The 22,562-nt window shown below is 71.8% G+C and carries 19 protein-coding genes and 1 pseudogene; 10 read left to right on the top strand and 10 right to left on the bottom strand.

Features of this window, described 5'->3' with window-relative positions; all coding sequences use genetic code 11:
• The first annotated feature begins 118 nt into the window (after positions 1-118).
• Positions 119-952, top strand: a complete 834-nt coding sequence (locus QF032_RS18695) for a hypothetical protein (protein ID WP_307056658.1) — start codon at positions 119-121, stop codon at positions 950-952.
• Positions 953-1,076: 124 nt separating this feature from the next.
• Positions 1,077-1,274 carry a hypothetical protein gene (locus QF032_RS18690; RefSeq protein WP_107443260.1) on the top strand — a complete coding sequence of 66 codons (198 nt, stop codon included), beginning with the start codon at positions 1,077-1,079 and terminating at the stop codon, positions 1,272-1,274.
• Here QF032_RS18690 and QF032_RS18685 read toward each other — a convergent pair.
• Complete coding sequence (locus tag QF032_RS18685) at positions 1,260-1,634, bottom strand: metal-sensitive transcriptional regulator (protein ID WP_307056656.1); 375 nt, start codon at positions 1,632-1,634, stop codon at positions 1,260-1,262. The two genes, QF032_RS18690 and QF032_RS18685, sit on opposite strands and share 15 nt — an antisense overlap.
• A 217-nt stretch (positions 1,635-1,851) precedes the next feature.
• On the opposite strand from QF032_RS18685, the gene QF032_RS18680 reads away from it, so the two are divergent.
• Both QF032_RS18680 and QF032_RS18675 read left to right on the top strand, forming a co-directional pair.
• On the top strand, positions 1,852-2,472 hold the full coding sequence (locus QF032_RS18680) for a DUF47 domain-containing protein (RefSeq protein ID WP_057579445.1): 621 nt from the start codon (positions 1,852-1,854) through the stop codon (positions 2,470-2,472).
• A gap of 7 nt (positions 2,473-2,479) precedes the next feature.
• The gene (locus tag QF032_RS18675) at positions 2,480-3,478 is read left to right on the top strand and encodes an inorganic phosphate transporter (RefSeq protein WP_306950915.1); all 999 of its coding nucleotides are present in this window, start codon (positions 2,480-2,482) and stop codon (positions 3,476-3,478) included.
• A gap of 100 nt (positions 3,479-3,578) precedes the next feature.
• Here the strand turns inward: QF032_RS18675 and pstB are convergent, their stop codons facing one another.
• The 7 genes from pstB to QF032_RS18640 form a co-directional block, all read right to left on the bottom strand.
• Complete coding sequence (gene pstB / locus QF032_RS18670; protein ID WP_307044133.1) at positions 3,579-4,355, bottom strand: phosphate ABC transporter ATP-binding protein PstB; 777 nt, start codon at positions 4,353-4,355, stop codon at positions 3,579-3,581.
• 86 nt (positions 4,356-4,441) lie between these two features.
• Positions 4,442-5,497 carry a phosphate ABC transporter permease PstA gene (gene pstA / locus QF032_RS18665; protein WP_307044131.1) on the bottom strand — a complete coding sequence of 352 codons (1,056 nt, stop codon included), beginning with the start codon at positions 5,495-5,497 and terminating at the stop codon, positions 4,442-4,444.
• Positions 5,494-6,552, bottom strand: coding sequence for a phosphate ABC transporter permease subunit PstC (pstC, locus tag QF032_RS18660; RefSeq protein ID WP_307044128.1), 1,059 nt, complete (start codon positions 6,550-6,552; stop codon positions 5,494-5,496). Before pstC ends, pstA begins: the two co-directional genes overlap by 4 nt.
• A 143-nt stretch (positions 6,553-6,695) precedes the next feature.
• Positions 6,696-7,823 (bottom strand): phosphate ABC transporter substrate-binding protein PstS, encoded by a 1,128-nt coding sequence (pstS, locus tag QF032_RS18655; protein WP_307056654.1) that lies wholly within the window; start codon positions 7,821-7,823, stop codon positions 6,696-6,698.
• Positions 7,824-8,108: 285 nt separating this feature from the next.
• Positions 8,109-8,552: an NUDIX hydrolase gene (locus QF032_RS18650; protein ID WP_307056653.1), complete on the bottom strand. Its 444-nt coding sequence runs from the start codon at positions 8,550-8,552 to the stop codon at positions 8,109-8,111.
• Positions 8,553-8,669: 117 nt separating this feature from the next.
• Positions 8,670-10,121 carry a CHAD domain-containing protein gene (locus tag QF032_RS18645; protein WP_307056652.1) on the bottom strand — a complete coding sequence of 484 codons (1,452 nt, stop codon included), beginning with the start codon at positions 10,119-10,121 and terminating at the stop codon, positions 8,670-8,672.
• Positions 10,102-12,333: an RNA degradosome polyphosphate kinase gene (locus tag QF032_RS18640; RefSeq protein WP_307044122.1), complete on the bottom strand. Its 2,232-nt coding sequence runs from the start codon at positions 12,331-12,333 to the stop codon at positions 10,102-10,104. Before QF032_RS18640 ends, QF032_RS18645 begins: the two co-directional genes overlap by 20 nt.
• 364 nt (positions 12,334-12,697) lie before the next feature.
• On the opposite strand from QF032_RS18640, the gene QF032_RS18635 reads away from it, so the two are divergent.
• The 5 genes from QF032_RS18635 (at position 12,698) to QF032_RS18615 (ending at position 17,341) form a co-directional block, all read left to right on the top strand.
• Positions 12,698-13,255, top strand: coding sequence for an RNA polymerase sigma factor (locus QF032_RS18635; RefSeq protein WP_307056651.1), 558 nt, complete (start codon positions 12,698-12,700; stop codon positions 13,253-13,255).
• Between the two features lie 67 nt (positions 13,256-13,322).
• Positions 13,323-14,165 carry a zf-HC2 domain-containing protein gene (locus QF032_RS18630; protein ID WP_307056649.1) on the top strand — a complete coding sequence of 281 codons (843 nt, stop codon included), beginning with the start codon at positions 13,323-13,325 and terminating at the stop codon, positions 14,163-14,165.
• 61 nt (positions 14,166-14,226) lie between these two features.
• The gene (locus QF032_RS18625) at positions 14,227-15,132 is read left to right on the top strand and encodes an ABC transporter ATP-binding protein (protein WP_307056647.1); all 906 of its coding nucleotides are present in this window, start codon (positions 14,227-14,229) and stop codon (positions 15,130-15,132) included.
• On the top strand, positions 15,129-16,688 hold the full coding sequence (locus QF032_RS18620; protein ID WP_307044115.1) for an ABC transporter permease: 1,560 nt from the start codon (positions 15,129-15,131) through the stop codon (positions 16,686-16,688). Before QF032_RS18625 ends, QF032_RS18620 begins: the two co-directional genes overlap by 4 nt.
• Positions 16,685-17,341, top strand: a complete 657-nt coding sequence (locus tag QF032_RS18615; RefSeq protein WP_307060299.1) for an ABC transporter — start codon at positions 16,685-16,687, stop codon at positions 17,339-17,341. Before QF032_RS18620 ends, QF032_RS18615 begins: the two co-directional genes overlap by 4 nt.
• A gap of 42 nt (positions 17,342-17,383) precedes the next feature.
• On the opposite strand, the gene mshD is transcribed toward QF032_RS18615, so the two are convergent.
• On the bottom strand, positions 17,384-18,310 hold the full coding sequence (gene mshD / locus QF032_RS18610) for a mycothiol synthase (RefSeq protein ID WP_307056646.1): 927 nt from the start codon (positions 18,308-18,310) through the stop codon (positions 17,384-17,386).
• Between the two features lie 159 nt (positions 18,311-18,469).
• Here mshD and QF032_RS18605 point away from each other — a divergent pair, with 159 nt between their 5' ends.
• A complete protein-coding gene (locus tag QF032_RS18605; RefSeq protein WP_307044111.1) occupies positions 18,470-20,281 on the top strand; it encodes a bifunctional metallophosphatase/5'-nucleotidase in 1,812 nt (603 codons plus the stop codon).
• A gap of 107 nt (positions 20,282-20,388) precedes the next feature.
• On the opposite strand, the pseudogene QF032_RS18600 reads toward QF032_RS18605, so the two are convergent.
• Positions 20,389-22,507, bottom strand: a pseudogene (locus QF032_RS18600) (pectinesterase family protein).
• Positions 22,508-22,562 lie beyond the last annotated feature (55 nt).

The following is a 22,562-nucleotide window of genomic DNA, read 5'->3' as shown; positions in this document are numbered from 1 at the left end:
GTTACCCAGCTGTGGCGCTCCGGCTCGGCCCGGTCCCGCGTGACGGGGGCACCCAGTCGTCGTTAAGCGGAGCGACGGGGGGTCTGTGACGGACGTACCGGCTGGGGGTTGGCAGGCCATGGCGGAGCGAGGTCGGAGGAAGGCGGGCGCGGCGGTCCTGTCCGGGATCGTGGCCGGGATCTGCGTGTGCGCCGCGGGGTGTTCCGCCGACGGGGCCGCCGTCGAGGACGGGCGGGCGGCCGACCCCGTGCGGACGCTGCACCGGGCCGCGGACGTCCTCGTCGCGGCGGGCACGTCGAAGGCGCGGACCTCGATGGAGATGGCCACCGGCGGGACCCTGGTGACCATCCGAGGGCAGGGCGTCTACGACTACCGCAGGCAGCTCGGGCAGCTGAGGGTGCTGCTGCCGCAGGACCCCGCCGGGACCAGTGAGCACCGTCCGATCACCGAACTCCTCGCGCCGGGGGCCCTGTTCATGAAGAACCGGGGAGCCGGCGTGCCGGACGACAAGTGGGTGCGGGTGGAGACGGCGAGCCTGTCCGACGGGAACCTGGTGACCGGTGGGGCCACCGACCCGTTCGCCGCCGCCGAGGTGCTGCGCGGGACGCGCACGGCGACCTACGTGGGGCGGACCGAGGTGGCCGGGACCGCGGTGCGGCACTACCGGGGCACCGCCGACCTGACGGCGGCCGCCGAGGACGCGTCGGCGGCCGGACGGGACGCGTTGCGGGCGGCGGCGAAGGGGTTCGCCACGGCGCGGGTGCCGTTCGACGTCTACCTCGACGACGAGGGGCGGATCCGCAAGATCCGGCACCGGTTCAGCTTTGTGAACGGGCAGCGGAAGGAGGCCGTCGCCGTCGCCTCGACGACCCTGCTGTACGACTTCGGCGCGCCCGTCCAGGTGCGGCTGCCGGCCGCGGACGACATCTACGCCGGACGGATCGCGGAGTAGCGGGCTCCGCCCGGGCGGAGTGTTTTCGGCCACAGGGCGGTCGTAAGGACTAGCCCGTCCGTGCCATGCGCGCCGTGTGGACCGCTCCCTACTCTAGGAAGCCGGTGACGGCAGAGACGAGGTGATGCGCGTGGCTCCGGGCGGCGGTACGGCAGTTCAGGACCACGTGGCCCTCGCCGAGATCGAGCTGTGCGGAGAGCTGATCATCGCGGCCTCGGCCGCCGGGGAGGAGCGGCTCAGCATGGAGAGCATCGACCAGGTGCTGCGGGTGGGCGAGGAGCAGGCCGGGCGGGAAGGGGCCGCGGGCTCAGGTGCGCAGTAGGCGGGCGATCGCCTTCGTCGCCTCTTCCACCTTCTCGTCGATCTCGTCGCCGCCCTTGAGGGCCGCGTCGGCGACGCAGTGCCGCAGGTGTTCCTCCAGCAGTTGCAGGGCGAAGGACTGCAGGGCCTTGGTGGAGGCGGACACCTGGGTGAGTATGTCGATGCAGTAGGTGTCCTCGTCCACCATGCGCTGCAGACCGCGGATCTGGCCCTCGATACGGCGCAGGCGCTTGAGGTGTTCGGCCTTCTGCTCGTGGTAGCCGTGCACTGCTCCGGCCGGGTGCTCCGGGTGCTCCGGGGCGGCAGGGGTGTGCGGGTCGGGGGCCGAGAGGGCTTCCGCGTCGGCCTCGGTGGTCGTCATCGTCTCCTCCAGCGTTCCGGCTCCGGACATATACCCCTACCGGGTATATCGTACCGAACTTCGACGGGAGCCCGGGCGTCGGACCGGACAGTCCGGTCGCCCCCCTGCCGGCCGCTCCGGCCGATGGGCGACACTGGGGGGCGGCCCCATTAGCCGTGGCCGGATGATGCGCCTAGCATCAGCCTGACCGAAACCGATGCATCTTGAGGACCCCAACGTGCGCTTTCGTCTGACCCCCAGGGAGACGAGCTTCTACGACATGTTCGCCGCATCCGCGGACAACATCGTCACGGGCTCGAAACTCCTGATGGAACTGCTCGGGGCGGACCCCGCCGGCCGGGCCGAGATCGCAGAGCGCATGCGGGCCGCGGAACACGCAGGCGACGACGCGACGCACGCGATCTTCCACCAGCTGAACTCCTCGTTCATCACGCCGTTCGACCGCGAGGACATCTACAACCTCGCGTCCTCCCTCGACGACATCATGGACTTCATGGAGGAGGCCGTCGACCTGGTCGTCCTCTACAACGTCGAGGAACTGCCCAAGGGCGTCGAGCAGCAGATCGAGGTGCTGGCCCGGGCGGCCGAGCTGACGGCCGAGGCCATGCCGAACCTGCGGACCATGGAGAACCTCACCGAGTACTGGATCGAGGTCAACCGGCTCGAGAACCAGGCCGACCAGATCCACCGGAAGCTGCTCGCGCATCTCTTCAACGGCAAGTACGAGGCCATCGAGGTGCTCAAGCTGAAGCAGATCGTGGATGTGCTGGAGGAGGCCGCCGACGCCTTCGAGCACGTGGCCAACACGGTGGAGACCATCGCGGTCAAGGAGTCCTGAGCCCTTCATGGACACCTTTGCCCTGATCGTGACCATCGGCGTCGCGCTCGGATTCACCTACACCAACGGTTTTCACGACTCCGCGAACGCGATCGCCACGTCGGTCTCCACCCGGGCGCTGACGCCGCGCGCCGCGCTGGCCATGGCCGCGGTGATGAACCTCGCCGGCGCGTTCCTGGGGAGCGGCGTCGCGCACACCGTCAGCAAGGGGCTGATCGAGACCCCCGACGGTTCCAAGGGTATGGCGATCCTGTTCGCCGCGCTGGTCGGCGCGATCGTGTGGAACCTCGTCACCTGGTACTTCGGGCTGCCGTCGTCCTCGTCCCACGCGCTGTTCGGCGGGATGGTGGGCGCCGCGCTCGCGGGCGGGACGGAGGTCATCTGGTCCGGGGTGCTCGAGAAGGTCGTCATTCCGATGTTCCTCTCGCCGGTGGTGGGACTCGTCGCCGGATATCTGGTGATGACCGCCATCCTGTGGATGTTCCGGCGGGCCAATCCGCACAAGGCCAAGCGGGGTTTCCGCATAGCCCAGACGGTGTCGGCGGCCGGTATGGCGCTGGGGCACGGTCTGCAGGACGCGCAGAAGACGATGGGCATCGTGGTGATGGCGCTCGTCATCGGCGACGTCCAGAGCGCCGACGCTCCGATTCCGGTGTGGGTGAAGATCGCCTGCGCCGTGATGCTGTCGCTCGGCACGTACGCGGGCGGCTGGCGCATCATGCGCACGCTCGGGCGGAAGATCATCGAGCTGGACCCGCCGCAGGGCTTCGCGGCGGAGACGACCGGCGCGTCGATCATGTTCACCACGGCCTTCCTGTTCAAGGCGCCGATCTCCACCACACACGTGATCACCTCGGCGATCATGGGCGTGGGGGCCACGAAGCGGATCAACGCCGTGCGGTGGGGAGTCGCCAAGAACATCGTGCTGGGCTGGTTCATCACCATGCCCGCGGCCGCGATCGTCGCCGCGTGCGCCTTCTGGATCGTGGATCTGGCCTTCCTGTAGATCGTCCTGAGTTGAGGAAAGGGCCCGCCCCCGGGAGCAGGGGCGGGCCCTTTCGCGTGCCTCGCGGTGGCACCGCCATGCAGCACCGCGAGGGGTCCGGTCAGCCGAAGCGGCCTGAGATGTAGTCCTCGGTGGCCTGCACCGACGGGTTGGAGAAGATGCGCGCGGTGTCGTCCAGCTCGATCAGCTTGCCGGGCCGGCCGACCGCGGCCAGGTTGAAGAAGGCCGTGCGGTCCGAGACGCGCGCCGCCTGCTGCATGTTGTGCGTCACGATGACGATCGTGAAGCGTTCCTTCAGCTCGCCGATCAGGTCCTCGATGGCGAGCGTCGAGATGGGGTCGAGGGCCGAGCAGGGCTCGTCCATCAGCAGGACCTTCGGTTCCACCGCGATGGCGCGGGCGATGCACAGACGCTGCTGCTGGCCGCCCGAGAGCCCCGAGCCCGGCTTGTTGAGGCGGTCCTTGACCTCGTTCCAGAGGTTGGCGCCCTGGAGGGACTTCTCCACCACGTCCGCGAGCTCGGACTTCTTGTAGCTGCCGTTGAGGCGGAGTCCCGCGGCCACGTTGTCGAAGATCGACATGGTGGGGAAGGGGTTCGGGCGCTGGAAGACCATGCCGACCTCGCGGCGGACGGACACCGGGTCGACGCCCGCGCCGTAGAGGTCCTCGTCGTCCAGGAGCACCTTGCCCTCGACCCGGCCGCCCGAGGTCACCTCGTGCATACGGTTCAGGGTGCGCAGGAACGTGGACTTGCCGCAGCCGGAGGGGCCGATGAACGCCGTCACCGAGCGCGGCTCCACCGTCATCGAGATGTCGTCGATCGCCTTGTGGGATCCGTAGTACGCGGTCAGTCCGCTGACGTCGATTCGCTTGGCCATGTCTTCCACTTCACTTCCCGGTCGTATGGATCAGTCGCTGCATGGCCGCTTCAGCGACCCGGCCGCGCGGCGGCAGCCGCACGGAGTCAACGCGGGGCCTTCCAGCGGGCGAGGCCGCGGGCCACCAGGTTCAGGATCATCACGAAGGCGATCAGCGTGAGCGACGCCGCCCAGGCGCGGTCGTAGGCCGCCGTCGAACCCGCGCTCTGCGCGTACTGCTGGTAGATGTACAGCGGCAGCGACGCCTGCGCGCCCTCGAAGGGGTTGGCGTTGATGAACGGGTTGCCGAAGACCAGGAGCAGGACCGGGGCCGTCTCGCCCGCGATACGGGCGACCGCCAGCATCACGCCCGTGATGATGCCTCCGATGGACGTCGGGACGACCACCTTCAGGATCGTGCGCCACTTGGGGACGCCCAGGGCGAGCGAGGCCTCGCGCAGCTCGTTGGGGACGAGCTTCAGCATCTCCTCCGTCGAGCGCACGACCACCGGCATCATCAGGATCGCCAGGGCGAGGGAGCCCGCGAAGCCGAACGGCTGCAGGTCGAGCATCAGCATCAGGCTGAGGATGAACAGGCCCGCCACGATGGAGGGGATGCCGGTCATGACGTCGACGAAGAACGTGACCGCCTTCGCCAGGCCGCCCCGGCCGTACTCGACCAGGTAGATCGCCGTCAGGATGCCTACGGGCGCGCCGATCGCCGTGGCGAGCCCCACCTGCTCCAGGCTGCCGAGGATCGCGTGGTAGATGCCGCCGCCGGGCTCGCTGTCCGCGACCACGCCCATGGAGTGGGTCAGGAAGTAGACGTCCAGGACCTTCACGCCGCGCGTGATCGTCGTCCACAGGAGCGAGACCAGCGGGACCACGGCCAGCATGAACGCCACCCAGACCAGGCTCGTCGCGATCCTGTCCTTGGCCTGGCGGCGGCCCTCCACCTTCGCGGCGACGCCGTAGGTGCCGAGGACGAACAGGATGCCGGCGATCAGGCCCCACTGGACCTTGCTGTCCAGCCCGCCGGCGAGGCCGATGACGACCGCGAGGGCGAGGGAGCCGGCCGCGATGGCCCACGGGGACCACTTCGGCAGGCTCGCGCCGCGGAGCGTGCTGGGGCTCTGGTCGGCAACTGCGCTTGCGTGGCTCATGCGTTGGCCCCCGAGTACTCCTTGCGGCGGGCGATGATCATGCGCGCCGCGCCGTTGACCAGCAGGGTGATGACGAACAGGACCAGACCGGAGGCGATGAGCGCGTCACGGCCGAACTCCGTCGCCTCGTTGAACTTGCTGGCGATGTTCTGGGCGAAGGTGCCGCCGCCGGGGTTCAGCAGGCTGGCGTGGATGTCGAAGTCGGGGGAGAGGACCGTGGCCACGGCCATCGTCTCGCCGAGCGCGCGGCCGAGGCCGAGCATCGAGGCCGAGATGACGCCGGAGCGGCCGAAGGGGATCACCGCCATGCGGATGACCTCCCAGCGGGTGGCGCCCAGCGCCAGGGCCGCCTCCTCGTGCATCTGCGGGACCTGGCGGAAGACCTCGCGGCTGACGTTGGTGATCACCGGGAGGATCATCACGGCCAGCAGGATGCCCACCGTGAGCATCGAGCGCGGCGCGCCCCGGTCCCAGGAGAAGACGCCGGTCCAGCCCAGGTAGTCGTCCAGCCAGCCGAACAGGCCGTCCATGTGCGGCACCAGGACCAGGGCGCCCCAGAGGCCGTACACGATGGACGGGACGGCGGCGAGCAGGTCGATCACGTACGCGACGGGGCCGCTCATGCGGCGTGGGGCGTAGTGGGTGATGAAGAGGGCGATCGCGACGGCGATCGGGACCGCGATGACCATCGCGATGACCGACGAGACCACCGTGCCGAAGGCCAGGACCGCGATGCCGAACTTCGGCGGCACAAGGCTGGTGTTCCACTCGAAGGCCGTCAGGAAGTCGGCGTCGTCCTTGCTGATGGCGAGGCTCGCGCGATAGGCGAGGAAGACCGCGATCGCGGCCATGATCACCAGCAGGAAGATGCCCGAGCCGCGCGAGAGGGCGAGGAAGACCCGGTCGCCGGGCCGGGTGGCGCCGCGTGCCGCGCGCTTCTCCTCGGCCGTCACGGGGGGCGGGGCCGGGGAGGCCGCGGAGGGAGTCGACGGGCCTTGCGGAGTCGTGGGGCGTGGGGTGTCGTCGGTGTCCGACTTCTGCGTCTCTATGTCCATGGGGGTCTCCGGTCTGCGGAGCCGCCTGTGGGTGTGGGCGGCTCGGGTGGGGCCGGATCGCGGGCGGCGGCCCCTGGCGGCGGTGCACCGGACGGGTGCGGTCCGGACCGGGTCGTCCCCGGCGCCGGACCGCACCGCTCAGATCAGCTCAGGCCCTCGATGGTGGTGCGGACCTTGGCGATGATGGCGTCGGGGATCGGGGCGTAGTCGATGCCCGCGAGGACGCCCTGGCCGTCCTCGCCGGCGATGTAGCGCAGGAACGCCTTGGTGGCCGGCAGCGTGGCGGCCTTGTTGCCCTTGTCGCAGGCGATCTCGTACGTGACCAGGGTGAGCGGGTAGGCCCCGTCGGCCTTGGTGTTGTAGTCCAGCTTCAGCGACAGGTCACTGCCGGTGCCGACGATCTGGGCGGCGGCGACGGCCTTGGTGGCGCCGTCGGAGGAGGCCTTGACGGGGGCCGCGGCGCCGGTGTTGACGGCGACGGTGCCGAGACCGTCCTTGGCGTACGACAGCTCCATGTAGCCGATCGCGCCGTTGGTCTGCTTGACGCCCTGGGCGACACCGGAGGAGCCGGCCGCGGCCTGGCCGCCCTTGGCCTGCCAGGCCTTGCCGCCGCTGTAGGGCCAGTCGGCCTTGGCGGTGGCGATCAGGTACTTGGTGAAGTTGTCGGTGGTGCCGGACTCGTCCGAGCGGTGGTACGGCTGGATCTTCAGGTCGGGCAGCTTCGCGCCGGGGTTCAGCTTGGCGATCGCGGCGTCGTTCCAGTTGGTGATCTTGCCGTCGAAGATCTTGGCGATCGTCGCGGCGTCGAGGACGAGGTTGTCCACGCCGGAGACGTTGTAGGCGATGGCGATGGGGCCGGCCACCATCGGCAGGTTGATGCCCTGGCCGCCCTTGCAGACCGACTTGGAGGCGGCGACGTCCTCGGGCTTCAGCGCGGAGTCCGAGCCGGCGAAGGCGACCTGGCCCTGCGTGAAGGCGGTGACGCCCGCGCCGGAGCCGGAGCCCTTGTAGTTGACCTGGACGCCGGAACAGGCCTGCGTGAAGTTCTTGACCCAGGCGTCGATCGCGTTCTTCTGCGCGGAGGAGCCGTCGGCGAGCAGCTGGCCCTTGGCGTCGTCGCACTTGATCGCCCCGGCGGCGGCGGTGGCGGAGGACTTGCCGCCGCTGCCGGTGCCGGTGTCGTCCGAGCCGCACGCCGTGAGGGCCAGGGCGCCGGAGACGGCGAGAGCACCGAGGGAGAGAGCCCGCCGGTTCATGCGCTGAAGCTTCACTGAGGAAGGTCCTTCCAGGAGCCGCCGTCCTGAATCCGGCGGCGTGCGGTGGGTGCGAAGTCTGTTTGGTGTGGACGCGTCCCCTTGGTCGCGTGCCGCACCGGGTAAGGCTGAAATTAGGCAGATGAGGTGAAGGCGTTCACGGACGGGAGTGAACGGGGGGTGAACCCCTGGGGACGGTGCGGTGAGGTCACGGAAAGCTCACGCCGAGGACACGGAGCGGTACCGGCGCGGGGTGGGGCGGGGGGACGCCTGGGCCTCGGGCCCGGTTCGGCGTCCGCGCCCTTATGCCAGGTGCAGGACGTGCAGCAGGGCGTCCACGAGGGTGCGGTCCCTCGGCTGGGTGAGCCGCTCGCGGGCGGCGGGCGGCGGCAGCCAGAGGAGGCGGTCGACCTCGTCGTTCGGGGTGAAGACCCCGGAGACGGCCTCGGCCGCCCAGTAACGGACCTGCTTAGGGCGGCCGTTCGCCTCGTAGCCCACGGTCGGCAGCGGAGCGCCGGGGGCGGCCCGGTGCCCGGTCTCCTCCTCGACCTCGCGCAGGGCCCCCGCGAGCGGGTCCTCGTCGCGCTTCAGCTTGCCTTTCGGATGCGACCAATCGCCGTACTTGGGCCGGTGGACGAGACACACCTCCAGTCCGCCGTCCGTCGGGGAGCGACGCCACAGCACGCAGCCGGCCGCCTGGACGGGGGTGGGGTCGGAGGCGTCGTCGTGGTTCCTCGCTGTGCTCACCGGTGCTCACCGCCTGTCTTGTAGGGGCGTGTGGTCTGTCGGTCCGGTCGTCCGGTTGGTCCGGTTGGTCCGGTCGGTCCGGTGATCTGGTCGGTTCGGTCGGTCAGGTGGTCTCGGTCAGGTGGTCGGGACGGGTTGCTTCTGCCAGGTGCGCTGGAACGCGTACCGCGCGGCCTCCACCTCGTGCCGCTGGTCCGCGTGCAGCACGCCGAGCGCGTACGCCGTCGCGGGCGCGATCCGGGGTGTCCGGGCCGCCTGCGCCGCCGCGGCGGCCGCCTCCGAGGCGTCCCGGTGCCGGTCGAGGGCGGCGCCGGCGGTCAGCAGACGGACGTCGTCCGGTGGAGCGTCCGGGCCGTCCAGGATCTCGCACGCGTACCGGTGCAGACGCAGCAGGAGCCGGACGTGGTGCCAGGGCGCGTCCTGCGGGTGCGGCGCGGCGTCCGCGGAGAGGCCGTACATCAGGGCCTCCGCGTTGTAGGGGCTGCCCGCGGTGACGAGCGGCAGCGCGGCGACGGCGTCGGCGAGGCGTTCCTCGGCGGCTGCGGCGTAGGGGCGCAGATCGGTGGCGGACGCGGCCGGCGTGAGGGGGACCTCGCTGGCGAGGACGGCGGCCCGGTCCGCGACGGCGTGGAAGCGGGAGGAGCCGAGGGCCTGGAGCGCGGTCGAGTGGGCCCGGGTGCGGGCGAGGGTGAGCTGACGGTCCAGAAGGGCGCCGGCCTTCGCCGCACCGACGGTGAGGTTGCCGCGGTCGGCGGGCGCGGAGGCGGTCGACGGGGCCGCTGGGGCCGTGGGGGGCGTGGGGGGCGCGGTGGCGGTACGGGCGCCGGGGGCGCGCCGGGCGGTCCCGGCGCGGGTGGCGGTGGTGGGGGAGGCTGTCGTGGTGCGGGCGCCGGCGCCGGTCGGGGCGGCGGTGAGGGTCGCGCCCTGCGGGCCGCCCGCGCCCCCCGCGACAGGGGCGCCGTTCGCGGTACGGGCGTCGGTCGCGCCGACCGTGGGAGGAGGCGCGTCGGGCAGGGCAGGAGTGCCCGGTGTGGACGTGGACGCTGCGACGGGAGTGCCCGGCGTGGTGTCCGGGCTGCCGGTGACCGCGCCGCCGGAACCGGCCGCGTCCGCCGGCCGGTAGGGCGTCCGCACCGGTGCGGACGCGGGCGTCGGCACCCGTACCGCCGGCAGTGGCGGGGCCGCGCCGGACAGGCGGTTCAGGGCGAGCAGCAGGCGCTCGAGGCGGGCGCCGTAGGCGTGCTCCAGGGCCAACGTGGCGGACAGCCAGGACAGTTCGGACCGGAGCGCCTGCGACCACTCGGCGTCGAGGAGGGGGCGGAAGGTGCGCAGAGTGCCGCTGATGCGGCGGGCCGAGCGGCGCAGGGCGCGCGCCGCGTCGTCCCGTTCCTCCGCGCCGCTCGCCGAGGCGTGCGACGTGCCGTGCGACGCCGCGCTCCCCGCCTCGCGGTGCTGGCGCAGCGCCCGGAGGAACTCCGTGGCCTGGGCCCGCAGGTAGCCCTCGAGGGCGTCCCCCGTGGTGACGGGCCCGGCCGCGGAGGCCGTCAGGTCATGGTGTCGCTGTGCCACGCCGGCGCCTCCGGGCGTCTATGAGCATCTCCTGGACGTTGCGCAGGGGGCCGCCTTCCGCGTCGGTCGCGTGCCGGGTCCACTCGCCGTCGGGGCCGAGGTGCCAGGAGGCGGTGGCGTCGGACATGCCCGTCTCCAGGAACCGGTTCAGCGTCGCCCGGTGCGCCGGGTCGGTGACCCTGACCAGGGCCTCGATACGGCGGTCGAGGTTGCGGTGCATCATGTCGGCGCTGCCGATCCACACCTCGGGCTCCCCGCCGTTGCCGAAGCCGAAGACGCGGGAGTGCTCGAGGAAGCGGCCGAGGATGGACCGGACCCGGATGTTCTCCGACAGGCCCGGCACGCCCGGGCGCACCGCGCAGATGCCGCGCACCCAGACGTCGACCGGCACGCCCGCCTGCGACGCCCGGTAGAGGGAGTCGATGAGCGCTTCGTCCACGATGGAGTTGACCTTGATGCGGACGTGCGCGGGCCGTCCGGCGCGGTGGTGCTGGATCTCCTTGTCGACGCGGGAGATCAGTCCGTCGCGCAGCGACTTGGGGGCGACGAGCAGGCGTCGGTAGGTCTCGCGGCGGGAGTAGCCGGAGAGCCGGTTGAAGAGGTCGGAGAGGTCCGCGCCGACCTGCGGGTCGGCGGTGAGCAGGCCGAGGTCCTCGTAGAGGCGGGCCGTCTTCGGGTGGTAGTTGCCGGTGCCGACGTGGCAGTAGCGCCGCAGCGTTTCGCCTTCCTGGCGGACCACCAGCGACAGCTTGCAGTGGGTCTTCAGACCGACGAGGCCGTAGACGACGTGGCAGCCGGACTCTTCCAGCTTGCGCGCCCACTTGATGTTGGCGTGCTCGTCGAAGCGGGCCTTGATCTCGACCAGGACGAGGACCTGCTTGCCGGACTCGGCGGCCTCGATGAGCGCGTCCACTATCGGGGAGTCGCCCGAGGTGCGGTACAGGGTCTGCTTGATGGCGAGGACGTCCGGGTCCGCCGCCGCCTGCTCCAGGAAGGCCTGCACGGACGTCGAGAAGGAGTCGTACGGGTGGTGCAGCAGGACGTCCCGGCTGCGCAGGGCGGCGAAGATGTCCGGCGGGGACGCCGACTCGACCTCCGCGAGGTCGCGGTGGGTGCCGGCGATGAACTTCTTGTACTTCAGCTCGGACCGGTCGAGGCCGCTGATGCGGAAGAGACCGGTGAGGTCGAGCGGGCCCGGCAGCGGGTAGACCTCGGCCTCGCTGATCTTCAGTTCGCGCACCAGCAGGTCGAGGACCTCGCGGTCGATGGACTCCTCGACCTCCAGGCGGACCGGCGGCCCGAAGCGGCGTCGCATGAGCTCCTTCTCCAGGGCCTGGAGCAGGTTCTCGGCGTCGTCCTCCTCGACCTCGAGGTCCTCGTTGCGGGTGAGCCGGAAGGCGTGGTGCTCCAGCACCTCCATGCCCGGGAACAGCTCCTCCAGGTGGGCGCCGATGACGTCCTCGACGGGGACGTACCGGCCGGGGGAGCTCTCCAGGAAGCGGGACAGCAGGGGGGGCACCTTGACGCGCGCGAAGTGCTTGTGGCCGCTGACGGGGTTGCGCACGACGACCGCGAGGTTGAGCGAGAGACCCGAGATGTACGGGAAGGGGTGCGCGGGGTCGACGGCGAGGGGCGTGAGGACCGGGAAGATCTGGTGCCGGAACAGGGTGAAGAGGCGGGCTTGCTCCTTCTCCGTCAGCTCGTTCCAGCGGACCAGGTGGATGCCCTCCTCCGCGAGGGCGGGGGCGATGTCCTCGTGGTACGTCGCGGCGTGCCGGGCCATGAGCTCGCGCGAGCGGGCCCAGATCATCTCCAGCACTTCGCGGGGCTGGAGACCGGAGGCGGAGCGGGTGGCGACGCCGGTGGCGATGCGGCGCTTCAGCCCGGCCACCCGGACCATGAAGAACTCGTCCAGGTTGCTGGCGAAGATGGCCAGGAAGTTCGCCCGCTCGAGCAGGGGCGTGTCGGGGTCCTCGGCGAGTTCCAGGACCCGCTCGTTGAACGCGAGCCAGCTGCGTTCCCGGTCGAGGAAACGACCCTGCGGCAGTTGTGGGCCGTCGTACGGCGCCTCCTCGTAGGTGTCGAGGTCGGCGTCGATGTCGGGCTCCAGATCGGAGACGACGGCAGCCACGGTGTGCGGGCGGTGCGCGGCTATGGAGCCCACGGAGGGCTGCGCGTGCTGGACCTCGGCCTGGGTGTCTGACTGGCTCATGGACCCATTGTTCCGCGCGAACAGCGGGACAGGCGCGTCGGAACGTGCGGGCGGGGTCGCGGCGGAGCCTCCGTGGGGCTGATATCCCTCGGGAGGCGGCGAAGGCTCGGGCACGGCGGGCTTCATTCACCGAGCGTCGCAAGGTCGTCTTAACCGACGGTTACGGAGACATGGCGTGCGGGATATCGGGGGGCGGCCCGCGAGGGTCGGAGGTGTTCGAATGCCGTTCGAATGGGTGGATGGGTGGGTGGATGGGTGGGTGGGTGGTGAGCGTGTGTGCGTGCGAACGGGGCGGGGCGGGGTGCGCGGAGAATTCGTGCGGCGGATCGTGAACCGATCGGCGGGGCCGATCCGATGAGGTGATGTGAGCGAGAGCGAGACGAGAAGCGACGGGGAGCTGCTGCGGGCCATCGCGGCGGACCGGGACCGTCCTGCCTTCGAGGAGCTGTACCGGCGGTACGCGCCCTGGCTGACCGCGCGCATGCGCGGCCGCTGCGCCGACGCGGGGATAGTCGACGACGTCATCCAGGAGACGTTCCTCGCCGTGTGGCGCGGCACCGCCCGCCATCGCGAGGAGGGCTTCTCCGACGACGCCGCCGGCTGGCTGTGGCGCATCGCCGCACGCCGGCTGGTCGACGCGGTGCGCGGCGACGGGGCGCGCGGCAGGCTGCGCCAGGCCCTGTCCCGGCTGCGTCACCGGGACGAGGCATCGGCGGAGGAACGCGTGCTCGCGGGGGTGGAGCACGGGGACCTCGCCGGGGCCCTCACCCGCCTCTCGCCGGAGCTGAGGGCCGTCCTGCAGGCGACCGTCATCGACGGGCTCACCACCCGGGAGGCGGCCGTTCTGCTCGGCATCCCGCCCGGCACCGTCAAGACGCGGGCCCTGCGTGCCCGCAAGCACCTGCGGGAGGCGCTGGCATGAGGCGGTACGTCCGCGGAAGAGACCCGCGCGGCCGCGTGGGCGACGAACGGCCGAGGGAGGCACGGGCATGACGTGGCACGTGGCAGAAGAGGATCTGCGCGCCTACGCGCAGGGCGAGCTGTCGCCGCCGCTGCTGTGGTCGGCCGACGCCCATCTGACCGGATGCGCGCAGTGCCGTGCCCGGCTGGCGGAGGCCGCCGACCCGGTCGCGCTGGACGCCGGGTGGGCACGGCTGGACGCCGAGCTGGACGCGCCACAGCCCAGCCTGCTCGAGCGGATGCTGGTGCGGCTCGGGGTGGCCGACCACACCGCGCGGCTGCTCGCCGCGACCCCGGTGCTCCGCCGGTCCTGGCTGCTGTCGGTGCTGTTCCTGCTCGTCATGACGGTGCTGGCGGTGCGCCTCGCGGACCAGCCCGCGCTGTTCCTGGCACTGGCCCCGCTCCTCCCGCTCGCCGGGGTCGCGCTGTCGTACGGCCCGTCCCTGGACCCGACGTACGAGATGGCCGTCGTCTCCCCGACGCACGGCTTCCGGCTGCTCATGATCCGTACGGTCGCGGTGCTCACGGCGGGCCTTGCGTTCAACGGCCTGGCCACGCTCGCCCTGCCGGCATACGGGCTGCTGGCCCTGGCGTGGCTGCTGCCCGCGCTCGCCCTCACGGGGACCGGCCTCGCGCTGACCGCCCGGCTGGGGCCGGTCGTGGGGCCCTCCCTGGTCGGCGTCGCCTGGGTGACGGTGCTGGCGGTGGCCAGAGCCCAGCGGCACGCGCACGACACGCTCGCCCCGTTCACGGCGGAAGGCCAGTTCGCCGCGGCCGCGTTGGCCATCCTCGCCGCCCTGCTGCTCCACCGGACCCGCGACCGCTTCGACACCCGCCCCCTGGGCGGCTTCCCGGCCGGCGGCGTCGGATGACCCGGCCCCCCGTCCCGTCCAGCCCGCCCCCGACCGACCACCGGATCTCCAGGAGCCCCGCATGACCACCACGCCCACCCCGGGCCCCGCCTCCGGTTCCGCCCAGGGCTCCGCCTCCGTGACGGCCGTCGATCTGTCCCTGCGCTTCGGGGGGACCCGCGCCCTGGACGGCGTCTCGCTGCGGCTGGACCGTGGCGTCACCGGGCTGCTCGGGCCCAACGGGGCCGGGAAGACGACGCTGTTGCGGGTGCTGGCCACGGCCGTGCCGCCGGACGGCGGGCGGTTCACCGCCCTGGGCCATGATCCCGGCACCGCGTCCGGCCGCCTCGCCCTGCGCCGCACCCTCGGCTATCTGCCCCAGACCCCCGGCTTCCACCCGGACTTCACGGCCTTCGAGTTCGTCGACTACGTGGCGATCCTGAAGGAGCTGACCGACCGGGGCGCCCGGCTCCGCGAGGTGCGGCGCGTGCTGGACGCCGTCGATCTCTCCGACGTGCGCGGCAAGCGCCTCAAGCGGCTCTCCGGAGGCATGCGGCAGCGCGTCGCCCTGGCCGCCGCGCTCGTCGGCGAACCCGGCTTCCTCGTGCTCGACGAACCGACCGTCGGGCTCGACCCCGAACAGCGCATGCGCTTTCGCGAGCTGATCGCCCAGGCCGGCGAGGGCCGCACCGTCCTGCTGTCCACCCACCAGACCGAGGACGTGGCGATGCTCTGCCACCGGGTGATCGTCCTGGCCGGCGGGCGCGTCCGTTTCGAGGGCACCCCGGCCGAGCTGACCGCCCGTGCCGCCGGCCGGGTCTGGAGCGGCCCGCGCCGCGACCCGGCCGCCCTGGCCGGCTGGCGCACCGGCGCCGGCACGTTCCGCAACGTCGGCGAGCCGCCCGAGGGCGCCGACCTCGTCGAACCCACCCTGGAGGACGGCTACCTGCTCGTCCTCGACGGCGAGAGCGCGGAGGCGACGGCATGAGCGCGACGACCGCGACGCTCGCGAACCCCGCCCGCACGCTCGCCGAGCCGCCGCGCGAGGCCCGCCGCGCCCGAGCCGTCCTCGACCTCGCCCGCTTCGAGGCCCGCGAGCTCCTGTACCAGACCCCGATGCTGGTCTTCTTCGCCCTGTACGCCGGCTTCATCGTCCTGCGGCTGATGAGCAGGGACGGCATGGACTCCTACCCCGTCCTCAACACGGTCGACCGGCGCACCCAGATGACACCGCTGCTGTTCGCCGTCGCCCTGCTCGTCTGCGTCAACGCGGCGGCGCTGCGCTCGCGCAAGCACGGCACCGTGCAGCAGTTCGGCGTCCTGGCCATGGAACCGTGGCGGCGCGCCCTCGCGCATCTGCTGTCCGTGGTGCCGTACGCGGCGCTCACCGCGGTCGCCGTCGCGGTCGAGTTCGGCTGGGAGGCGCTGAAGCCCGGCGCCATCGGGCACGGTTCGTTCGGCGAGCTGGCCGTCGGCCCTCTGACCGTGCTGTTCGCCGGCGTCGTGGGAGTGCTGCTGGCCTGTCTGCTGCCCTCGTCGTTCGTCCCGCTGCTCTTCGTCATCCCCTTCTATGCCGTCGCGGTCCTCGCCTCGGCGGTCGCCGACGCGGGCAGCCGGGCAGGCTGGCTCTCGCCGGTCGTCTTCGGGGCCGACACGGGCGGGGACCCGGTGCCCTCCGATCTGCTCGGCCGCCCCGCCGGCTGGCACGCGCTGTACGTGACGGCGCTGTGCGTCGCGCTGGCCTGCGCCGCGCTGCTGGTGGCCGGCGGCCGCACCCGAGCCGTCAAGGCGGCGACGGCCCTCGCTCTGGCGGGTGTCGCGGCCGGCGCGATCGGCCAGTCCGCGCAGGACACGGCGGGCCTGGCGGCGGCGCGTACGACGGCGTCCGACTCCCCGCAGAAGGTCCAGTCGTGCGCGACCCACGACGGCTCGCGGTACTGCGCGTTCCCCGAGTGGAGCGGGGTGCGGTCCGAGTGGGCCGGGGTCGTCGGACGGGTCCGCTCGCTGGCGGGAGGCGACGCGGCGAACGCCTCCCTGACGGTCCGCCAGCGCATCGACGCCCGGAGCGGAGTGGAGGCCGACGCCGCCCTCACGCCCTCCACCGTCCCCGGCCGGGTGACGGTCGGCACCCGCTGGGGCGGCAACCGCGTCCCGGAGTTCGCCGTCGGCGTCGCCACCGTCCTGGTGGCCGGCACCGAGGCGGCGACGGAGGAGGAGATGTGCCGCGACGCCCGTCCGGTCACGATCATGTGGCTGGTTCTGGGCGCCGACCCGACGCCGTCGGACACCTTCCGGCACGTGCGTCTGAGCGACAGCACGGAGGGCTCGGGCTCGGTCCTGGCACCGACGAACGGACTGAGCATGACGGCGGCGCAGACGACGGTGGTCCGCGAACTCCTGGCCCGCCCGCATGCGGAGGTGGCCGCCCGGGTGAAAGCCCACTGGGCGGAACTGACGTCCACCGCGACGTCCCCGGCCGAGGCGGCGAAGCTGCTGGGCGTCGCGGCGCCGCAGGAGACGGAGGCGCAGTCGTGCACGCAATGACCGTCCGAGCCCTGGCCGCGCCGGTGTGGCGCAGCCTCCCCTGGCGGGCGCTGATCGCGGCAGGCGGGCTGAGCCTGCTGCTGGCGAGCACCGCACGGCTGCCGGACCGGGCGCCGGATCCCGAACTGGGCCGGCTGGTGCTGCGCCTCACGGCGCTCGCCGGCGCCCTCGGCCTCGCCTTCCTGCTGGACGACCCGGCCCGCCGCACGACCGCGGCTACCCCGGTGGGCCGGGCCTTCCGGGCCGCCCTGCGCATGGCTCTCGCCGCCCCCCTCGTGGCTCTCTGGTGGACGGCGGCCCTGCTCCTCGTGCCCGCCCCGAGCCGTCCGGAGCTGACCCCGGCCACCGTCGAGGCCGCGGCGACGGCCTGCGCGGCCCTCGCCCTGGCCACCCTCGCCGTCCGCTTCACGGAGACGGCGGAGGTGGGCAGGGGGGCGGCCGTCCGGTTGGGAGTGGCGGCGGGGGTGACGCTCCTGGTCCCCGACCGCTGGGGTCTGCTGGGCACACCGGCCGACCCCTGGTGGCAGGCGACGCAGCTCCGATGGGTGGCCGTGCTGGCACTGACACTGGCGCTGTGCGCGACGGGGACCCGGGAGCCGCTCCGGCGACGGTCCCGAAGACCCGCCCGGCGACCCACGCCGTCCGGCGACTGACGCCAGGACCGGGCCGGGGGCGAGGCCGGGGCGAGGCGGGGCCTACGTCTCGGTGCGGTACATCAGGTCGGTCTCATGGGTGAGGAAGCCCAGCCGTTCGTAGACCGACACCGCGGCCTTGTTGTCGGCGTCGACGTACAGCATCGCGGTGGGCAGCCCCTGGGCCGCGAGATGCCGCAGGCCGATCGTGGTGAGGGCCTTGCCGAGGCCGCCGCCCTGCGCGCCGGGGGCGACGCCGAGGACGTACACCTCGCCCAGCCGCTCCTGGCCGTGGACCTTCGTCCAGTGGAACCCGACGAGCGTGTCGCCGCGGAAGGCGAGGAAGAAGCCGGCCGGGTCGAACCAGGGCTCGGACCGCCGGTCGTCGAGGTCGCGCTGGGTGAGGGAGCCCTGCTCGGGATGGTGGGCGAAGGAGGCGGCGTTGACGGCGAGCCAGGCGGAGTCGTCCTGTCCGGGCACGAACGCACGGACCGTCACGCCGGCGGGCAGCACCGGGTCGGGCAGCTCCAGGTCGGTCAACGAGCGCCGCATCTGGCGCAGTTCGCGGAACAGCGTGAGTCCGAGCACCTGGGCGAGGTGGCGGGCCGCGGAGTGGCCGCCGTGGGCCCACACCCGGAGCCGCTTGCCGGAGGCGGCGAGCAGGGCGGAGCCGAGCGCGCGCCCGTGGCCGTGGCCGCGGTGCGAGGGGTGCACGACCAGTTCGGCGGCGGGGGCCTCGACGGGGTCGGTGTCCTCGAGCTGGGCGTAGCCGACGAGTTCGTCCCCGACGGTGAGGACGAGGTGGGAGACGCCCTCGCGGGATCCTCCGCGCAGCTGCAGCCGTCCTTGTTCGGACACCGCCTGCTGGCCGTCCGCCCGGGCGGCCTCGGCGAGCAGGGCGAGGACGGCCTCGGTCCGTCCGGGGGAGAGCGCGGAGTGGGTCTCGATGGATCGGGAGCCGGGAAGCCGTGCGGTGTCGTCGCTGGTCATGCGTCGAGGGTAAAGGGCGGTTGCCGCAAAACGGGGGCAAAGGACAGGGCAAGGGGAAACCAGGTTGTGACCACGAACCCCCTGTCGCGCTACGCGCGTTGACCTTAGGCTGCGCCGGGACGGGAGCCACCGCATTCCAGCCGATCCACAGGGGGGCGCATGCCAGCCACTTCCCAGCCGCAGCCGAGCGACAGACGCGGCCGCCGCCGTACGTACCGTCTTGTCGCGGCCTCCGCCGTTCTCGCCACCGCCGGCGCCCTCGCCGCCGCGCTTCCGGCGGACGCGCACGAGGCCAAGCACTCCAAGCCGCGGCCCAGCCGCTACCAGGACGTGCAGTTGCTGTCCTTCAACGACCTGCACGGCAACCTCGAGCCCCCGTCCGGTTCGTCCGGCCGTGTCACCGAGCTGCAGGCGGACGGCACGACGAAGACGATCGACGCGGGCGGTGTGGAGTACCTGGCCACGCATCTGCGCGAGGCCCGCAAGGGCAACGCGTACTCGGTCACCGCGGCCGGCGGCGACATGGTCGGCGCCTCCCCGCTGATCTCGGGCCTCTTCCACGACGAGCCCACGATCGAGGCGCTGAACAAGCTCGACCTGGACGTCACGTCCGTCGGCAACCACGAGTTCGACGAGGGCGCCAGGGAACTGGGCCGGCTGCAGAACGGCGGCTGTCACCCGACGGACGGCTGCTACAACGGCAAGAAGTTCCGGGGCGCCGACTTCCCGTACCTCGCGGCGAACGTCCTGAACGAGAAGTCCGGCAAGCCGATCCTGAAGCCGTACTGGGTGTGGAAGAAGAAGGACGTCAAGATCGGCTTCATCGGCGTGACGCTGGAGGACACCCCCGGCGTGGTGTCCGCCGAGGGCGTCAAGGGCCTGAAGTTCAAGGACGAGGTCGAGACGATCAACAAGTACGCCAAGGTGCTGCAGAAGCAGGGCGTGAAGTCGATCGTGGCGCTGATCCACGAGGGCGGTCTGCCGGCCTCGGGCGCCTACAACTACAACTGTGACTCGCCGGGCACCGGTGCCGGCATCTCCGGCCCGATCGTCGACATCGCGAAGAACGTCACGCCGGCGGTGGACGCGCTGGTGACGGGCCACACGCACGCGGCCTACGCCTGCACGATCCCGGACCCGTCGGGCAAGCCGCGCACGGTCACCTCGGCCGCGTCCTTCGGCCGTCTGTACACGGACACCACGCTGACGTACGACCGCTACACCGGCGACATCGCGCGCACGGCGGTCAAGTCGGCGAACCACGTGGTCACCCGGACCGTCGCCAAGGCGCCCGACATGACCGAGCTGATCAGCAGGTGGAACACGCTGGCGGCGCCGATCGGCAACCGCGCGATCGGTCACATCACCGCGGACGTCCCGAGCACGGGCACCGAGTCGCCGATGGGCGACCTGATCGCGGACGCCCAGCTCTGGTACGGCAAGAAGCTCGACGCGGACACGGACCTCGCCCTGATGAACCCGGGCGGCGTGCGGGCCGGCCTCACCTACGCGGCAAAGGGCGCGGAGGGCGACGGCGTGGTCACCTACGCCGAGGGCTTCACCGTGCAGCCGTTCTCCAACACCGTGAACCTGCAGAACTTCACCGGCGCCCAGCTGATCCAGGTGCTCAAGGAGCAGGTCAGCGGCACGAACGCGAGCGCGCCGAAGATCCTCCAGCCGTCCGCCAACCTGACGTACACGCTGGACCTGACGAAGGCCGGCGCGGACCGTGTCGTCACGGACTCCATCAAGCTGAACGGCGCGGCGATCGACCCGGCCGCCACCTACCGCGTCTCCACGAACAGCTTCCTCGCGGGCGGCGGCGACGGCTTCCCGACGCTGGGTCAGGGCACGAACGACCTGGTCGGCGCCGACGACCTGTCGGCCCTCGAGCAGTACATGCTCGCCAACTCCTCGGCGGCGGGCCCGCTCGCGCCGCCGGCGACGAACCGCATCACGATCGTGCAGTAGCACCCGGCTTTTCCCCGCACCCAGCTCGCCGTGACAAGAGGCGGCCGCGTCACCGACGCGGCCGCCTCTCGGCGTATGGGCTGGTTCGCCGGCCCCTCGGCAAGGGGTCAGGACGCGGTGGGCGTCCAGCCGGCGAGCCAGTCCGCGACCTCCTGGCCGGCGGCCTGGGCGTCGGACAGGTGCGGGCGTTCGCTGCTCGCGGCGCCGGCGCCCGCGCCCTTGTTCTGGTACTCCGCGAAGCGGTCGTCCTTCCAGTGGAAGCCGCTCATGTCGGTCCAGGGCGCGGTCCTGATCGCGGCGCTCAGGGTGCTGTTGCGAATGGTGGTCTGCGGGTCGAGGCTCGCGTCGCCGCCGGCGTGCCAGGGGCGGCCGAGGTAGAAGCTGCGGTCGGAGACGTCCCCGCCGATCGTGGTGTCGGCGATCAGGATGCCCTTGCGCCCGGCGACGGTGCTGGGCGCGGTGACGTAGCCGGCGGAGGTGCCGTTGAAGCGCTTCTTCAGCGTGATGACGGACTTGTCGATCACGGCGGTGGCGCGGCCGAAGATGAAGTCGACGTTGCCGACGACGTAGGAGTTCGTCATGTAGACGCGGCCGCAGCTTGTCCTTGGACGCGGTGTCCACGAGCAGGGTGTCCTGGTCGCCGGTGACGATGACGCCGTCCAGGAACACCTTGTCGGCGGCGGTGCGCAGGGCGACCGCCTGGCCGGCGATGTCCTGGTGGGCGCCCTCGTCGAAGTCGTTGGAGATGGTCAGGTTGCGGGCCTGGAAGTCGTCCGCCTCGACGGCGACGGTCGCGCTGCCGCCGGTGCCGTACGTGCCGCCGCCGGGCTTGGGGGTGCCCGACGCGTTGTTGTAGACGATCGTGGTGTCCTTGCGGCTGCCGCCGGTGCCCTGGATGGTGACATGCGGCTTGTTGCTCGGCACCTTCACCAGCTCGCGGTACGTGCCCGGCCTGACGGCGATCACCACGCGCGAGGGGTTGTTGGCCGGTACGGCGTTCACGGCGGCCTGCACGGTCGTGTACTGCCCGCTGCCGTCCTTGGCGACGGTGAGCGTCGTGGCGGCCGCGGCCGCCTTCGTCGTCGAGCCGGTCGAGCCCTTCGAGCCCTTCGCGGAGGCGGTCGACGCGACCGTGCCGATGGAACCGCGCGGGCCCGTGCCCGACTTGAGGAGCGCAGGGACGTCCGCGGTCTTGTCCAGCGTGTACGGGTAGTACGTCTTCGGGTTCCAGGCCGCGCCCGACCCGCCGCTCTCGTTCTTGCCGCTCGTGCCGGAGAACAGGTTGCCGCGCTGGACCAGGGTGGCCGTCGCGTCCCGGACCACGGGATTGGTCATGCCCTGGAAGTACGAGTTCTCCAGCACCATGTTCGTCTTGCCGCGGGAGTAGTTGCCGTACGACGACTTGATGTCCGTCCCCGCCACGTCCTCCAGGAAGTTGTTGTACAGGTGCGCGTGGGCGACGTTGTCCGTGGACGGGTTGCGCTGCTCGGTCTCGCGGACCCAGTTGTGGTGGATCGTGATGTCGGCGGTGACGTTGGCGGTCCAGCCGATGCCGAACGCCTTGTTCTCCTGGCTCAGTTTGTTCCAGGAGACGGTCAGGTAGGTCGTGTCCTTGCGGCTGTCGATGAGTCCGTCGGCCATGTGCCGGATGTCGTTGTGATCGATCCAGACGTGGTGGGCGCCGTCCATCTGGATGCCGTCGAAATCGTGTTCCTTGTCGTTCCAGACGCCCTGGTAGGCGTCCCGGATCGTCAGGTTCCGGATGATCACGTTGTGGACGCCCTGGCCGAGGAAGAAGCCGCCGCCGACGATCTGTCCGGAGGTCCCGGACCCGACGATCGTCTTGTCCGACTGGACCTTGATCTCCTTGCCGACCGGATTCATGGTGATCGTGGCTGCCACGACGATGACGTACGGCTCACTGGAGGTCGCGTACTTCTCCAGGTCGGCGAGGCTCTTCACGGTGACGGTCTTGCCGTTCCGGCCGCCGTAGGTGCCGTTCTGCCCCAGGGCGTTGACCGAGGCGAAGCCGTCGGCGGAGGCGGTCGCCCAGGCGGGGGCGGCGGTCGCGGCCGACGCCGTGTGCTGCGCGCCGCTGCCGAAGGCGCCCAGATCCGTGCCGTAGGCGAGGGCGCCGGCCGCGGTCAGGGTGAGGGGGACGCCCAGCGCGAGGGCCTTGCCGCGCCTGCGGTGCCGACGCCTGGGCGTGCCGCTGATATCGCTCATGTGCGGGATTCCGTTCCGTGGAGGGGACCACCCGTGGGGGGTTCGGGTCGTGGCA

The organism is Streptomyces achromogenes (genome assembly GCF_030816715.1).
In the GTDB taxonomy this organism is placed as follows: Bacteria; Actinomycetota; Actinomycetes; order Streptomycetales; family Streptomycetaceae; genus Streptomyces; species Streptomyces achromogenes_A.
This window is presented reverse-complemented; position numbering and strand designations above follow the sequence as displayed.